This window comes from Pirellulales bacterium (assembly GCA_035939775.1).
Lineage (GTDB): Bacteria > Planctomycetota > Planctomycetia > Pirellulales > DATAWG01 > DASZFO01.
In genome coordinates this window covers 16,776-33,298 of the sequence record DASZFO010000004.1, presented here as the reverse complement: position 1 = coordinate 33,298, position 16,523 = coordinate 16,776, and the positions used below count along the sequence as shown (strand labels likewise).

The 16,523-nt window shown below is 60.3% G+C and carries 12 protein-coding genes; 6 read left to right on the top strand and 6 right to left on the bottom strand.

From position 1 onward, the window contains the following. On the bottom strand, positions 1-443 hold a 443-nt coding region (locus tag VGY55_00220), incomplete at its 3' end, for an HNH endonuclease (protein HEV2968378.1). A gap of 482 nt (positions 444-925) precedes the next feature. Between VGY55_00220 and VGY55_00215 the strand changes: the two genes are divergently transcribed. Both VGY55_00215 and VGY55_00210 read left to right on the top strand, forming a co-directional pair. Beyond that, complete coding sequence (locus tag VGY55_00215) at positions 926-1,234, top strand: hypothetical protein (protein HEV2968377.1); 309 nt, start codon at positions 926-928, stop codon at positions 1,232-1,234. Between the two features lie 73 nt (positions 1,235-1,307). Then, positions 1,308-1,958 carry a thermonuclease family protein gene (locus VGY55_00210; protein ID HEV2968376.1) on the top strand — a complete coding sequence of 217 codons (651 nt, stop codon included), beginning with the start codon at positions 1,308-1,310 and terminating at the stop codon, positions 1,956-1,958. Positions 1,959-1,980: 22 nt separating this feature from the next. On the opposite strand, the gene VGY55_00205 is transcribed toward VGY55_00210, so the two are convergent. Next, positions 1,981-2,814: a hypothetical protein gene (locus VGY55_00205; protein ID HEV2968375.1), complete on the bottom strand. Its 834-nt coding sequence runs from the start codon at positions 2,812-2,814 to the stop codon at positions 1,981-1,983. A gap of 207 nt (positions 2,815-3,021) precedes the next feature. Further along, positions 3,022-3,891: a hypothetical protein gene (locus VGY55_00200; protein HEV2968374.1), complete on the bottom strand. Its 870-nt coding sequence runs from the start codon at positions 3,889-3,891 to the stop codon at positions 3,022-3,024. 537 nt (positions 3,892-4,428) lie between these two features. Here VGY55_00200 and VGY55_00195 point away from each other — a divergent pair. Together VGY55_00195 and VGY55_00190 are read left to right on the top strand one after the other, a co-directional pair. Next, positions 4,429-5,004 (top strand): ECF-type sigma factor, encoded by a 576-nt coding sequence (locus VGY55_00195; protein HEV2968373.1) that lies wholly within the window; start codon positions 4,429-4,431, stop codon positions 5,002-5,004. A gap of 316 nt (positions 5,005-5,320) precedes the next feature. Continuing rightward, complete coding sequence (locus tag VGY55_00190; GenBank protein ID HEV2968372.1) at positions 5,321-8,389, top strand: serine/threonine-protein kinase; 3,069 nt, start codon at positions 5,321-5,323, stop codon at positions 8,387-8,389. A 264-nt stretch (positions 8,390-8,653) separates the two neighbouring features. On the opposite strand, the gene VGY55_00185 is transcribed toward VGY55_00190, so the two are convergent. Together VGY55_00185 and VGY55_00180 are read right to left on the bottom strand one after the other, a co-directional pair. Then, positions 8,654-9,151, bottom strand: coding sequence for a PIN domain-containing protein (locus tag VGY55_00185; GenBank protein HEV2968371.1), 498 nt, complete (start codon positions 9,149-9,151; stop codon positions 8,654-8,656). Continuing rightward, positions 9,148-9,354, bottom strand: a complete 207-nt coding sequence (locus VGY55_00180; GenBank protein ID HEV2968370.1) for an antitoxin family protein — start codon at positions 9,352-9,354, stop codon at positions 9,148-9,150. The genes VGY55_00185 and VGY55_00180 overlap by 4 nt, the downstream gene beginning before the upstream one ends. Positions 9,355-9,648: 294 nt before the next feature. Here VGY55_00180 and VGY55_00175 point away from each other — a divergent pair, with 294 nt between their 5' ends. Both VGY55_00175 and VGY55_00170 read left to right on the top strand, forming a co-directional pair. Next, on the top strand, positions 9,649-12,087 hold the full coding sequence (locus VGY55_00175; protein HEV2968369.1) for a hypothetical protein: 2,439 nt from the start codon (positions 9,649-9,651) through the stop codon (positions 12,085-12,087). Between the two features lie 368 nt (positions 12,088-12,455). Further along, positions 12,456-15,071: an autotransporter-associated beta strand repeat-containing protein gene (locus VGY55_00170; protein HEV2968368.1), complete on the top strand. Its 2,616-nt coding sequence runs from the start codon at positions 12,456-12,458 to the stop codon at positions 15,069-15,071. Positions 15,072-15,153: 82 nt separating this feature from the next. Here VGY55_00170 and VGY55_00165 read toward each other — a convergent pair whose 3' ends face one another. Then, on the bottom strand, positions 15,154-16,503 hold the full coding sequence (locus tag VGY55_00165) for a glycoside hydrolase family 71/99-like protein (protein ID HEV2968367.1): 1,350 nt from the start codon (positions 16,501-16,503) through the stop codon (positions 15,154-15,156). Positions 16,504-16,523 lie beyond the last annotated feature (20 nt).

The following is a 16,523-nucleotide window of genomic DNA, read 5'->3' as shown; positions in this document are numbered from 1 at the left end:
TTCTCCCAGCAGGTGTCGCCGCCGCGGCTCCTCGGCACGACGTGGTCCAGGCTCAATTCGCTCGTCGGAAAATGGCGGCCGCAGTATTGGCACTGATTGCCGTCGCGGGCGAAGATGTTGCGGCGGTTGAATCGCAGCGTCTGCCGCGGCACACGATCGAAGAACAGCAGCCGAATCACGCGCGGCACTTGCAACTGGAAGTTCACCCCTTGAATCCAGTCCTCGTGCGGTTCCTTGAAGGCGGCCTTGAGCGCGCTGATCTCCCGCCACGACTCGAAATCGTAGTTGGCGTATTGGCCCTCTTCGAGATGGATCACCTCGGCCAATTCACGGAATAAGAGCCCCACGGCACGGCGCACGTTGATCACGTGGACCGCCATGTAGAACCGATTCAAAACCAGAACGCTGGAACTCAGTGCGCCGGCCGGCACGCCTTGCGTCATGAAAACCTCCCCTCTCGCTACTCGCCTGTCGGACGAATTAGGGACTGGCCCCTTCGATGAATCCAGCGCTTCGTAGAAACCAATCACCGTGGGCGACCGGCACCGCGAGGAGGGACCGCAGGGAGCATCCGCGCCCGCAACAGTGCGCTCGCCAACCAAGCCGGCCTGGCCATCGCGCACATCGGCCGATCGCACCCTGCCGAACTTTCATTTAATATAGTCATTGACCGCCCGCGAAACCAGACGCAATTGACCGATTCGTCATCGTTCGTCGTTGGTCGCGCATCCCATTTTCTGAAGCACGCCGCGGCGCCGTTGTCAAGCGACCGCTTGGTCAGAATCTGCCAGATACCTGATCGGGGCAAAAAAATCGGGAATCGTGGGTTGCTCCGCGCCGCGGATTCGCATTAGGATGAAATTGGCATTTGTACAAAGCGGCGTCTTGGATGCACGCCGGCCACATCCATGGTGAGGAGCACTCGATGATTCATTACTCATGCGATCTGTGCAAGCGACCGATCGACGCCGAGGAAGATCTCCGCTACGTCATCAAGATCGAGGTATATGCCGCGATCGATCCGGTGGAGGTTGACGCCGGCGGCGACGACCGCGACCACTTACAAGAGATGCAGGAGATCCTCCAGCGAATGGAAGAGGCTGGCAGCGACGCGGTAGGAGATGATGTGTATCAGCAGCTCCGGTTCGATCTCTGCCCAGAGTGCCGCAAGAAGTTTGTCAAGAACCCGCTGGGGCGCGAGGCGGCGAAGCAGTTCGACTTCAGCAAGAACTGAGTTCGACTTCAAGAGAAACTGAATTGGGGCGCGCCGAACCGGCCGTCCACGTTTGCTACGGAGGGCGTCTCACGTGGTCGCTCCGCTCGAACTCGATCGCACGATCCTTGACGGCGAGTTGGCGCCGTCTTGCGAGATCGGATCGTTGGCCGGCCTGCGGATCGCGTCGCTTGCGCTAGCGCCGGCCCGATCGCGGAGCTTCCGTCGTCTCCACTGGCGGCCGATTGCGATCGCGTTTTCTGTCTTAGCGTTCGTCGCGGCGCAATGGGAATTGAGCGGAAACGACGCCGTTGTCGATCTACCGGAGGGCAACTACAAAGTTGCCGAAGTTTTGGCCGCCGACCGGCTCGAGTTGACCAATCATGTCAAGGTTCACCTGCTCGGAGTTGAACCGTTGGACCGTCGAACCGGGCACGATGGGTCAAACGCGATCGCTGAAGCGCGATCTGCCGCGGCGCTCAGCTTCACTCGTCGGCTCATCGCGGAGGGCGAAACGCGACTTCAATTCGATCGAACACGGCAGGACGCCGATGGCAGCTATTTGGCCTACGTCTGGGTTGATGGTCAGCACGGTAGTCGAATGCTGAACGAAGAATTGCTGCGGGCCGGCTTGCTGCGAATGGCGCCGAAGTCGCCCTGTTCGTCGTCCTCGATGAAGCGCCGCCTGGGACTGGCCGCCGACGACGCTCGCCGCGCCGGCCGCGGCCTATGGGCCAAGAATTGACGATGCGATCACCTGCCGATCGTTACGCGGCCCGGAGCACTGGGCGGGTTTTCCGCAGACCGGACTTGAACTGCCGCAGCCGCAGTTTCCCGATGCTCAGCCAGCCAGGGCCATAATCCGCGCCGACCGGCGAAGCGACGCCAAACCGCCGCTTGAGCTGCTCATAGACGCTTTCCAGATCGTACACCGCATCTGGATCCAATCGCTCCCGTCGCCACATCGAGTTCCAGAGGTGAATCGAATAGCATCGCTCGGGCATCTGCCGCTCGCGGATCAACTGCCAAATCTGCCAATAGTCGATCGGATAAAACGCTGCCGGCTCAAGAAGCCGCACTGGCACGCGCACGCGCTCGATCGCCTCGGCCATGAGTCGCGGCCCGGTCTCGCCCCACACCAGGCGAGCGCGGTCCGTTTGCTGACAGCGCTGCCAGCAATATCCCATCAGCGGACTACCGATCGGCGCCTTGATCAATCCCACCGCGACTTGCCGTCGCCCGTCCGGCTCGCGCTCGTAACCAAGCACGTGCTCCTCGGCGAAATCGAGCGGGCGGATGCAGACGCTGTCCAAGTCGGTCCACCAGCCGCCGCGTTCGAGCAGCAGCTTGTAGCGAAAGAAGTTTGCGAACGCGGCCACACTCCCTTTTCCATAACCGTCTGCTTCGTAGCGGAAGATTTCGCGCTCAGGCAAGATTTCATCCCCTGAACGAACGACGGCGCCCTTGGGAACATCGCGGACCGCTCCGTAAGTGTAGAGATGAAACGGATGTCCGTGCTTGAGGAAAGATCGGATCGAAAGCTGCTCCATGACCGACAGGCGCGCCCCGATCCAAAGCGATTGAACGATCGGCTGGCTCATTGGCAGATTCCCCCTAGTCTGTGCCTACTCCATCATCGGCACAATCGTTTCTGGGGCTCTCGAAAAAATCGGCAAATCCCTCACCGCTTAACAGGCCTAACAAATCCGGCGGGGACTGTTCCCCGTCGCCCAGCCGGATTTGTTAGGCGTTCTTACCAAGCGGGCCGAAATGATTTGCCCAGAGCCGCAAATCTGCCCGGACGTCATCTATTCCGGCTTTTTCGTCCAATGACTGGAAAAGTGGATCGCTTCGACTTGATGGCCCGGTGCGAGGGCCGCAATGTCGGCCGCGCCGGCCGCCGAACCTGCCGCTGGCTGCAAGATAATCGTGCCGGAGACTTCCACCGGACGGACCGCCGACGCCTCGGCCATGAAGTCGAAATCGAAGACGTGCGGATTCGGAGAAAACTCGATTTTCGGTTGCTTGAAGACCTCGCGCAGAAAATCGGGCGTCGAGGGCGGATTGCCGCTGTTGCGCGACGAAGCTTCGCGGACATTGCCTTCGGTGGCACCGCCGGCAAGATTGCCGGTGGTCGGCCGTTCTCGGATCGCCAGGTCAATCCGCCGCTGCCCCTCAAAGTTTATCACAAACCGGTCCGACTGGTCTTCGATCTCGGCATGGACCTTTGGGGAGTGATTCAGCTTGGTCCCGTCCTCGACGATCCGCTCGTCCGAGACATAAATCCGTGAAAATGTGTAGCCGTAGCTCGCGAGCGCCGGGTGCCGCAAATAGGGCACGATCACGTAGGCGTTCTCGTAATGCTTGAGAAACCGCGGATGGACATATCCGCGCCCGAATTGCACCCCCACGTCTTGTTGCGCGCCGAGCAGAAGCACGATCGGATAGCGCTGGCCGCCGCCGGGGTAGTCCAACCGCAGGTCGGGGTTCTTCGGCAGAAGCTGTTGTGCCTGATCTCGCGAAATCCAGAGCACGAAGCCAATACCGTCAAAATCGCCAGTCAACCCGCGAACGGCGTTCTTCTCCGAGCGATCGCGCGGCCGTTCGGCTCGCGAGAGGTCCGTTAAGCTGCACCACAGAGCGAGGCAGAGCGGTAAACCGAGATACCAACTCGGCAATGAACGACACGAAAAAGACCGGGCGAACATAGCGATTGACTGAGCGAATTGGATCAACGGGAAGCCTTCACCCGGCGGTGACCGAGCACAACGATCGGCAGTTCTGAAATTGCGTCCACGGAAGTCCGCCGCCCGCCGCCGTGTTACTTATCGGGAAGATGAGTGCCGTCTCTCGACCGGGCGCGGTCGTGCGGTCGGTGTCGCTTGCTTACTCAAGCGCGCTAGCGGTGCAATTAGCTCAATCGATGAGCGCGATCGGATTTGCGCTATCAGCATCCGCAATCCATCTCCTCTATTTCAACACTCTCGCGACCCGTACGCTGCCCGATAAGGTCTGGGGAAGGCTTCACGAAAACCGGCGCGACAGGGCAGATCTTCCATCGTTTGACTTCGTTTGTCAGGACGCCTATCGTGGGGGGAATGTTCCGACCGTGAGATTCCATCCGGTCGGTCGGATCGATAGCGACAATTCCGAGCCTGACCGAGCATGCCGCTCGACTCACTAGAAGTTCCGCGGGCCTCCATTGCGACGCCAAAATGAACGACGTCACGCGGATTCTGTCCGCCGTCGAAAAAGGTGATCCAAGTGCGGCCGAGCAACTCTTGCCGCTCGTCTATAACGAATTGCGCAGACTGGCCGCCCAGCGCTTGGCGCAAGAAAAACCCGGACAGACGCTCCAGGCGACCGCGCTCGTCCACGATGCTTATCTGCGGCTGGTCGGCGGCGACGGCGATCAGCGCTGGAACAGCCGCGGGCACTTCTTTGCCGCGGCCGCGGAGGCGATGCGGCGAATCCTCGTCGAACAGGCCCGGCATAAGCGGCGGCTCAAGCACGGCGGCGAGCGGCGGCGCGTCGATCTCGATTCGGCCTGCTCGGTATCCGAACCGCCGTCGCTCGACTTGCTCGCCCTCGATGAAGCTCTGACAAAACTTTCGGCCATCGAGCCGGCCAAGGCGGATCTGGTGAAACTCCGCTTCTTCGCCGGGCTGACCATGCCCGAGGCCGCCTCAGCCCTCGGAATCTCCCTGGCCACGGCCGAGCGCCACTGGACATTCGCCCGCTCCTGGCTGTTTTCCGAACTCGCGGACCAACCACGGGACCCCGATCCATAGAATCTGGGCAACTTCACCCAAATGTAGCAAACCACGGATTTCACGGATGACACGGATTTTCAAAACAAGGGCGAATCCATTTGCTGCACGATCTCATCCGTGAAATCCGTGTAATCCGTGGTTCTCTGCTTCTAACGGCTAGACTCACAAACCCGGATATTCTGTGAGGGGTTCGCGGGCTGTTTGTCGCACTGTTCATTAGTGAAGCTGTCTCAAAGCCGCCGGGGACTGACCCCCTTTTGCGCAGTCCGCGGAGCAAAACGGGGACTGTCCCTTTCTCCCCCGCGGCTTTGAAACTGCTTCAAGAAAGTCTCCCATGAGCAATTCATCTCCCCTCGAATCGATCTTCTTTGCCGCGTTGGGAAAGCAATCCTCCGCGGAGCGCGTGGCTCTTCTCGACGAGGCCTGCGCGGGCAATGACGAGCTGCGCGGCCGCGTCGAGCGCATGCTTGCGGCGCAGGCCGATGCGGGGAGCTTTCTCGAGCATCCGGCGTCCGCCCCCGACGTCACCAGCGATCTTCCGCTCCGCGAAGGCCCGAGTACGGTGATCGGTCCCTATAAGCTGCTGGAGCAAATCGGCGAAGGGGGCATGGGCGTCGTGTTCATGGCCGAGCAGATTCGCCCCGTGCAGCGCCGCGTGGCCCTGAAGATCATCAAGGCAGGCATGGACACCCGGCAGGTGGTCGCCCGTTTCGAAGCCGAGCGGCAGGCGCTGGCGCTGATGGACCATCCGAACATCGCCCGCGTGCTCGATGCCGGGGCGACGGAAACCGGCCGGCCCTACTTCGTGATGGAATTGGTCCGCGGCGTGCCGATGACCGAATACTGCGACGAAAAGAGGCTCTCAATCCGCGAGCGGTTGGAGTTATTCGTCACGATTTGCCAAGCGGTGCAGCATGCCCATCAGAAGGGCATTATCCATCGCGACCTCAAGCCCACCAACGTGCTGGTGACGCAACTAGACGGCCGCCCGCTGGCGAAAGTGATCGACTTCGGCGTGGCCAAAGCCACTGGGCAGAAGCTCACCGACAAGACTCTGTTCACGGGCTTCGCCCAACTGATCGGCACGCCGCTTTACATGTCACCCGAGCAAGCAGAGTTGAGCGCGCAGGATGTCGACACCCGCAGCGACATTTATTCCTTGGGCGTGCTTTTGTACGAGCTGCTGTCTGGCACGACGCCGTTCGACAGCCAGCGGCTGAAGAGCGTCGCCTTCGACGAGCTGCGGCGGATCATCCGCGAGGAAGAACCGCCCCGGCCCAGCACGCGGCTAACGACTCTCGCTCTCGAAGCGGCAAGCACCGTTGGCACGCAGCGCAAGAGCGACCCGCGACAATTGACCCGCCTATTCCGCGGCGAACTGGATTGGATCGTGATGAAGTGCCTGGAAAAAGACCGCACCCGCCGCTACGAGACGGCCAGCGCCCTGGCCGGCGACGTGGAGCGCTACCTGCACGACGAGCCAGTGCAAGCCTGCCCACCCTCGGTCCGCTACCGCTTTCGCAAATTCGCTCGGCGGAACAAGGCGACGCTGCTGACAGCGGGAGCCGTGATGATCGCTCTCGTTCTGGGAACGGTGATTAGTACGTGGCAGGCGATCCGCGCTTACGACGCGGAAGCTCAAACCTCGATCAAGCAGCGAGCGGCAGATGCCTTTCAGCAGCTTTTCTTTAACGCTTTCACCAACGGTGATATAAAGCGCGACGGACGTACCGTCACTATCGTCGAGGCCCTCGATCGATCGGCAAAGGAAGTCCAAGAGAAGTTCGCCGACGATCCGCGTACTAAAGCACTTCTGCTCGAACTCATCGGACATTCGTATCATGGTTTGGCACTAGAGCACGAAGCGAATCAATTGCTTGATCAAGCCCTCGAATTGCGAATCGGCGCACTGGACCGCGACGACGCCAATACACTCAACGCGATAAACAACTTGACCATCGTTTATCGAGCCAACGGACGATTCGACGAAGCCTTTCGGCTGGATGAAGAAAACGTCAAGGTCTGCGAGGGCAAGCTGGGACACGAGCACCCCATCACGACCCAAGCGATGGTCTGCCTGGCGGAAGATCACCGAAGCGCCGGACGGTTCGACCAGGCCATTCCCCTTTATATGGAAGTGCTCAAGCTCCGGACGGCTAAACAAGGACCGGAGCACCCTGACACCCTTTGGACGAAGTGCACCCTAGCCGACGCGTACCTGAGAGCAGGTCGCCTGAACGAGGCGCTCCCGATGATCGCAGAGGCGCTCAGCCTCGGGAAAGCCAAACTCGGTCCGCAGCATCCCCAAACGCTCGACGCGATGGGCATTCAAGCCAACGCCTTTCAAGACGCCGGACGGGTCGACGAGGCCGTTCAGCTTCGTGAAGAAGAACTCAAGCTTCGGAAAGCCAAAATGGGACCGGAGCGGCGCGAAACGCTTGCGTCGATGGGGAATCTAGCGGACGCCTATCGAGCGGCTGGACGGTTCGATGAGGCCGTGCGGTTGCTTGAGGAATCGCTCAAAATCATGACGGCCAAACTGGGCCGGGACTACCCCGACACGCTCGCGATGATGGGCAATCTAGCGAACGCTTATCAAGACGCAGGGCGGAGCGACGACGCCGTTCGGCTGTATGAACAAGCGCTTGGACTCGAGAAAGCTAAGCTGGGTCCGGACCACCACGATACGCTCGCGAGTATGGCCGATCTAGCGGCCGATTATCAAAGAGCTGGACGCACAATCGCCGCCATTCGACTAGGTGAGGAAACGCTCAAACTCATGAAGGCCAAATTTGGACCGGAGCACCCCAACACGCTCACCGTGATGAGCAATCTAGCGATCGCTTATTCAGACGCGGGGCGGAGCGACGAGGCTATTCGGCTGACTGAAGAGGCGTTCAAATTCAAGAAAGCCATACTCGGACCAGAACACCCCGACACCCTTAGCTCGATGAACAACCTAGTGAGCGCTTACGTGGATGCCAACCGGCTGGCCGAGGCCGAGCCACTGACCAGAGAGTTCTTAGAGATCCGCGAAAGAGTGCGCCCAGACGATTGGTGGAACTTCATGATCCGGAGCTTGTTGGGGGAAGTGCTGCTGGGGCTGAAGAAATACGCCGAGGCCGAGCCGCTGCTAATCTCCGGCTACGAAGGGATGCAGGATCGCGCAGCCAGAATCCCCCCCTCTTTCAAACCGCGTCTGGGGGATGCGCTTCAGCGCCTCGTGCAATTGTACGAAGCGACGAAACAGCCGGAAAAAGTCGCCGCCTGGAAGGCAAAACTGGCCGAGTTCGAGAAAGCGAATCCCACCGTGCCCATAGAGCTTACTCCGCCAACCAAGAAGCCGGAGTCAGCAACCGAGTCGAAGCCAGCCTCCGCCGTGACAAACAAATCCGGCAAATGAAACCGCTTTTTGTCCACAGATGACGCAGATGCACACAGATTCTCCGTCGTCGTGCGGATCCCAATCTGTGCTACTATCCGGAGGACTGTACGAGAGACGCGCGCATTTGGTTGCGGCCGTTAGGCCGCGCTAGGTTCGTCTGTGTCATCTGTGGATAGCCTCCCTTTCACCAACTGGTTGAGCCAAAAGCGAATGACAACGAATCACGGACTATCGACGCCTCAATCTCTTCGACCTGCGACATGGACAGGCAAGCGCGCTGATTCAGGCGGCGGTGTATCGCACCAGCCCGGGCACGCGGTCGAAATCGGCGTCGTGGCTGGCTAGGCTTGTGAGGCCCTGGGCCTGCATGATTGCAACCACGAGCGCATCGTTGCTCAACAGTCCGTATCGAATGCTCAGCGCGGCAGCGGCGGCGACCAGATGGGCTGGGATCGTCAGAATCTGAATTCCAAGCTGGGGAATTCTCTCGATCGCCTGGCGAAAAGACTGCAACTTCTGGATTTCGGTCGGATGCCGCTTCAAGCGGTCAACAATCTTGGATTTCCAACCAAACACGTTGGAGGCTTCGTAGGTCATCAGGCGATGAGCAACTTCGCTCAGGACATGAGTGGACGTGAACGCCGCAATCTCTTTCTTATCAATACGCTCAATCAGTCTCGAACAAGAAGTGCCGAAAGTCGGATGGGCAGCGAAGTGATAGACCAGCAGGTTCGCGTCCAGGAAAACAACGGCGCCAGCCGGCAGGTCGTCGAAGGTCATAGATACTGCGTCTCTTCGGCTTCCTTAAGAATCCGCTCAAAGGTCTCGACATCCCCTGTCCAGCCGATCATTCCGGCGGTCTGTTGTGCCAGGCTAACGTTTGGCTCGACCGTGACCCGGACCTTTTCATGCTCTTTGAGCGGCAACGGTTGATCCAGTTTCAGCACGCCGTTTTCGTAGATGGCGTTTGCAGTAAGCGTCATCGGACAACTCCACTTGAGGATTGATGTCTTAATTGTACCTCGTCGCGTAAAACGATCCTAGCCGGACGATCAACCAATCCACAAACCAGCAAACACCGTGAATCTGCGTCAATTTGCGTAAGTTTTTGTGAGGGGTTCGCAGGCCGTTTGTCGCACTGTTGAGTAGGGAAACAGCCGTAGCCGTAGGCCAGGCTTTCCGGCCTGACTTCCACCGGCGGGAGTCAGGCTCGAAAGCCTGACCTACTCGAAATCGTATCGCCACAAGCCGACCCACAACCAACAAGGATCCCAATCATGTTCCAGGCCAAGGCCAAGCGACGCCAGCGTTCCGATTCCAAATCTCTCCGCACTCGCGCCGATCGACGACGCACCCTCGCTCGGCGCCCCGGGATGGAGGCACTTGAACCGCGAATGATGCTCACCGCAACCCCCGGCACTTGGACGGCCCTGGCCCATGTCGCCCCGACCCCAACCTCCAACGTCGGCACCATGGAGCTGCTTTCCGACGGCACCGTGTTGGCTTCGGCAGCGAACCTTTACACTTCCAATGCTTGGTTCAAACTGACTCCGGACGCTACCGGCAGCTATGTCAACGGCACTTGGTCGCAGGCAGCGGGTGATAGTCTCATCACTGATTTCGACGCCACGAACGTGCTCCAGGACGGCCGCGTCTTCGTTCTGGGGGGCGAGTACAACGCCAGCGGCGCCAACAGAGTTTGGAACAACACCGGTGAAATCTATAACCCGATCACTAATACCTGGACGAATATCCCGAATTTCCCGGAGCCAACGTTCGGTGGCCCAACGATGCTCCTGCCGAATGGCACGGTCCTGGCGGGGTCGATGAATGGCCCGCAAACTTACATCTACGATCCGGTGGCGAACGCCTGGTCGCCTGGCCCAACAAAGCTCTATAACGACTCGAGCTGGTATGAAACCTGGACCAAACTGCCGGATGGCAGCGTCCTGTCTTATGATCTGAACGACAGTTTCGGACCCGGTTCGACAGAAGCTCAACGACTCGATCTCTCGACGATGAGCTGGGTCGACGCCGGGACCGTGCCCGTCGCGCTGCAAGCTGGTACCAGACCCAGGATCGGCCCCGCCGTTCTGCTCCCCGACGGTCAAGTTTTTCAGGTGGGGGCCGACAGCAATTCGGCCCTGTACGATCCCTCGACGAACACCTGGACCGCCGGTCCGGTCATTCCTGGCGGTTTGGGAGGCAACGAAGCCGCAGCGGCGATGCTGCCCAACGGACACGTCCTGTTTGCAGCGAGCGCGACGCCGCCGGGCTACGGCGGTCCGACTCATATCTTTGAATTCGATCCGAACGATAGCTCTCTTACCGATGTCACGCCTTCTGCCGTCGATCTTTCCAAACAGCCGTCCTGGGTGACCCGGATGTTGGTGCTGCCCACTGGGCAGGCGCTGTTTACTTACGGATCCAACCAGCTTTACGTGTATACGCCCGCCGGCGCGCCGCAAGCAGCCTGGCAGCCGACCATCAGCAGCGTCGCCAATAACGGCGATGGCACTTTCACTCTGACGGGGACGCAACTCAATGGCCTGTCCGCCGGCGCGAGCTGCGGCTTCGCCGCGGAGATGGACAGCAACTATCCGCTCGTCGAGCTGCAAGCGACGGATGGATCGGGGCACGAATACTTCGCCCAGACCTTCAACTGGAGCAGCACCGGTGTGGCCACGGGCAGCACTCCGGTGAGCACGGAGTTCGCAACGGCCGCCTTCATGCCCTACGGCACCTACAATCTGACGGTGGTCGCCAACGGCATCGCGTCGGCGCCGATTTCGTTCACGGGGGGCGTCGTCGGCTCAAGCGCCGATCTGGCCGTCACTAACAACGGGCCGACCACGAGCACCGAGGGGGCCAATGCGACTTACAGCCTCACGGTGACGAACAACGGGCCGACCACTGCAATGAACGTCGTCCTGACCGATACGCTCGGTGCCAATCTGAAATATGTCTCGGCGACGAAGAGCCAGGGGACGTTCACGCAATCGGGGAGCACGGTCACGTTTTCCTTCGGCACGTTCGCCATCGGCCAGACGGTCACGGCGACCGTCACGGCTCAGTCCACCGAAGACGGCAATCTGACCAACTCGGTCTCTGTCACGAGCAGCCTTTCCGATGCCAACCTCTACAACAACACCTCGGTCGTGACCACCGCCGTAGCGGAGGACGCGATAACCATCTCCGCGCCCGTCAGCGTGAGCGGCAAGAACGTGAGCAATAAGGTGGTCGCGACCTTCATTCACGCCAGTGGAGTCGAGCCGACAAGCGCCTTCGTCGCCACGATAAATTGGGGCGATAACTCGACTTCGACCGGCAGCATTTCGCTGTCGGGCTCAACTTATACGGTAAAAGGCTCCCACACCTACGCCAAAAACAGCTCGTACACCGTCACGACGACCGTGGTGGAATCCGGCGGCTCGTCGCAGAACGTTGCGACGTTTGCCTCCGCCAGCACCGCGACCACTCCCACTGCTTCGACCTCGACGGGCGTAAGTACGTCGGCCTCGGCGACCGCCCGCGACGCCGTTCTGGGAAATGCCGCCGGTTTCGGTGGTTGGACCGCACCATCATCGAGCAAAGCAGACGGCGGCGGCGCGCAACCTGTCGCCGACACCGACAGCTTGGATGCGCTTTTCGAGTTGCTGAACGGTTCACGGCTCGATGCTCTACGAGCCCGGAATAGCAAGGAGCTGTTGTCCTGATGCGATAGGCCCAGAGGGCCGATAGGCAGTAGCCGCGATCGTCAGATCGCGGATGTTCGTCGCGCCAATTAAACATGGAGGTCCCGAGGACCGGCACGATGCCGTGGAGAACCCTTCATGCGCGCGGCAGTGCCGGTCCGTCGGACCTCGAAACTCGATTTGGTCGTATCTTGTCCACAACCTTACGGTTTGGGGCTATTTCCTGCCGGGCCTTCCGGCCCTGGGCTGGCCCAGATTCCGCGTATTTCAGCACGCCGTCCGACGACCTCCGCTTCCGTCACCGACGATGCGTAGATAGCGACGGTCGGGAGACCATGCCACAACATTATTTGATCAAACCGGCCATGAAAGAGGCCACAACAACAACCATGAAAACAAGCACCACATTCAAGCCGCGGCCGCGGTCGCGCGCCCTTTACACGCTCCTTCTTGGCGCGATGGCGCTCTGGGCCATGCCCGCAACCGCTCTCGCGCAAATCTTTGTCACGAACTATAACAATGGCACGATTGGCGAATACACCACCACGGGGGCAACGGTGAATGCCGCACTGATCACGGGTTTGAATCAGCCGTATGGCATCGCGGTGTCAGGAGGGAATCTGTTTGTCGTGAACAATGCCAGTGGCACGATTGGCGAATACACCACCACGGGGGAGACGGTGAACGCCGCGCTGATCACGGGGTTGCATAGCCCGGCTGGCATCGCGGTCTCTGGAGGGAATCTGTTTGTCGTGAACCACGTCGTGAACTCTGGAACGATCGGCGAATACACGGCCTCGGGGGCGACGGTGAACGCTTCACTGATCACGGGGCTGATTAACCCGCTAAGTATTGCCGTGTCTGGAGAGAATCTGTTTGTCACGAACTTTTTAAACGCAAATGCCGGCACGATCGGCGAATACACCTCCACAGGGGCGACGGTGAACGCCGCGCTGATCACGGGGTTGAATGGCCCGGGTGGCATCGCGGTGTCAGGAGGGAATCTGTTTGTCGGCGTGAGCATAGACGGCACGATTAGTGAATACACCACCTCGGGGGCGACGGTGAACGCTTCACTGATCACGGGGTTGAATAACCCACAGGGCATCGCGGCGTCGGGCGGGAATCTGTTTGTCAAGGATGGCAACGCGATTGGCGAATACAACGCCGCCTCGGGGGCGACGGTGAACGCCGCGCTGATCACGGGGTTTTTTAACGTGTTAGGCATTTACGTCTCTTCTGTGACCGTGACATCCTCCTGGAGCGGAACGAACAGCACGAACTGGGCCGACAGCGCCAATTGGTCCGACGCGGCGCCCGGCGCTACCACGGGCACGGCGAACACCGACACCGCCCTCTTCAATCAGAGTGCGCCAAATTCGCCTTTGACCATCGACGCCGGCCGCAACGTCCAGAACATCACCCTCGATACCGCTAACGTCAATTCGTTGACCATCGGCACGGTCGGCGGCCAGGCCCTGCTGCTGACCGCCGGCGGCTCGATTCAGAGTTCTCCAACGGTGTCAACCGCTCAAATGGTCAACGCTCCGCTCGTGCTAGAGGGGCCCACAACGCTTAACTCCAACGCAACGAGCAGCTCCGCCACGTTAAGTTTCGGCGGCGGAATAACACCCGGCGCGACAAGTGGCGTTACGACGCTCACTTTGAATGGAGCCAACATCGGCGCGAACACGATCAGCGGCGTCTTGGCCGATAACGGCGCAGGGCAACTAGCTGTCACCATGAACGGCACCGGCGTCTGGATTCTTTCGGGCGCCAATACTTACAGTGGCGGCACGACGATCAACTCCGGCACGTTGAAAACCACCACTTCCGGCGCGCTCGGCAGCGGTTCCCTGACGATCAACGGCTCGGGCAGCATTCTTGATCTGGGCAACACTAACCAGAACGTCGGCGCCGTCAACATCGCTGCGGGCACGATTCAAAACGGCACGCTGACGGCCACCTCGTTTACAGTAAACAATTCAGCCGCTCTGACGTTCCCAAGCACGCTGATCCTTGCAGGGGCGGGCGGCTTGACCAAGACCAGCACCGGTACGCTCACCCTGTCCGATTTGAATACCTTTAGCGGCGGCACGACGATCAACTCCGGCGCATTGACAACTACTGCCTCTGGCGCTCTCGGAAGCGGCCCCTTGACGATCAACGGTTCGGGCGTCACCTCCGCCTTGACTCTTGGCGCGAGCCAGACTGTAAGTAGTTTGACGAGCGATGAATCGGGCACCGGATCAGTAACGGTCAACGTCGCCACCGTCGCCACGTTGAACTCTACGGGGGCACTGACTACCACGGGCACCTTAAACCTGCTGGGGAACGGAACCACGGAAATCGACGGCGCCCCGACGCTGAACAACAACAGTATGTTGGAACTGTCCCGAGGCACCCTGCGGTTCAAGGCCGCCTCGGGCTCGGCCACAATCGGCACGGGAGTCACCGCGACGGTTGCAGTCCGCGGGACGTTGGAACTGGCTGGTTCCGTCTCAGCCTTATCTTCCGGCGCCAACCGCGTGAACATCATCAACACCAGCATCGCTGCAGCCGGGCTACTCGTCTCCGGCACGCATCAGCAAGTGGGAAACATCGACGGTTCGGGCATTACGCAAGTAAATGGGGGAAGCGATCTCACCGCCAACCACATCGTCCAAAGCGCGCTGGTCGTCGGCGGCACGGCCGGCAACCCTGGCTTGGTGACGATCGACGCGAGCGACGCCTCAGGCAATCCCCTGGGTCAGTCGAGCGGATTGGCCTTGGCTGGATCGCTTGCGTCGAATGATCCGTTTGCCGACGGCATCGGGTCCGCAAGTTTGATCGACGGCGCGGCGAGCGGCGACTCGAATTCCGTCGAAACGGCGTTTTCGCAAGCAACGCCCAACGCCGGAATCGGCCCCGCAACGGTGCCCGAGCCTTCGACCATCCTGCTATCCGCCGTCGGACTGCTCGGCCTACTCATCAACGGCATTCGTCGGCGACGAATGAATGGATGAAAAACGGGCGGCACTAAGCGGTTTGGCGAGCCACTCATGTTATGTTAGCCTTCGCCCTCCGTCGTTACCCGCGCCGCGCTTCTCATTGCTCCTTTGGAAACGGCAACTCGTCCGGAATCTTCTGCGACACTGGGGCCTCACCGCGGATCATCTGAGTTGCGGCGCCGGTCAGCTTCAAATACCAGTCGGATGGAAGCCCCTCGAGCGTCACGAAGTATTTTCCCACTGGGATCTGGTTGGCCACCTTGTAGATCGCGGTCCCTTCGTTGACCTCGTCAAACATTCCGACAAAGACCGTTCGGATTCCCAAGGTCTTGAAGATGACGAATTGCCGCCAATAGAATTCCCCCTTCCGCCGCGCGGTCATCGTCGTTCCCGGCGGCGTTCGGCGGAGGTTGTCCCAGGAAAAACCGGGAAAGGCCGTCGGCATGTAACCGATCCCCAAGCTTTTCAGCTCGGCCAGATCACGTTCCCACACCGTCTCGCGCATGCGGTCCATGCCCGCGTCGTCGCGGAAGCGTCCAGCGTTCCACGGGCTGATCGAGTCGAACATCCGATACACCTTCGCCCAACCTGCGTCCGGCCGCGATCCGCCCGCCAGCGTCCGCCATTGCGGGTCGATCCCGCCAATCAGATAAACTCCGCCGTAGTGCGGATCGTTCTTGAAGAAGTTGACCAATTCCTCGCCTTGCTCCGGCGTCCAGGGGCGGTCCTTGAACCCCAATCCCCACAGCAGCACGACCGGCTTCCCTTGATGATGAAGGTAACGTGAATCCTCGCGGACCTGGACCTTGTCGCAGAGGAACTTCCAGTCGTTCATCACGATTGCCGTCGATGCGCCGCGCCGCATCGTGAGATCGAGCATCATCGCCCAGACCCGCCCCTCGCGGTGGCATCCTTCGCGCACGTCGGCGAGCACCGTATTCAGATGCCGGGCGCGCGCCGGGTTGGCGGTTTCCCCCACGAATCGACTGAGGAAGACGCCATCGATACCATACTGCCGCATCCACTTGCAATGCAGCAGCACTGGTCCCTTGCGGAAGGCGCTGTAAAGCCGGGCGGGCGAACCATCCGGCATTTTGAGGCCCGGGACCTCACAAAGATCGTGCAGGTCGTAGTCCGCAACGTCGGGCCACATATCGACGACGAACCGTCCGCCATCAGGCCGATCCAGCCCTTGCCCCCAATGCCCGAACCCGAAATCCGTTCCGTCGCCCGGCGTGTTGAACCATCCCTGATAGCCGCAGAGAACCTTGCCGTCGAGCGTCGTCGCGTCAACGTCATTTTGCGTAGGTCCGGAGTAGGGGCGCAACCAAGGTTGATCTTCCTCGCCCGACGATGGCGCATCGGCCGCGCCAACGCCGCTCACGAGCGCCACGAGAAAAAGGACGGGCAAAATGACGGCCTTGCCCGCTTCGATCAGCCTAGTCACGAACTCATTCTCGATTCTCA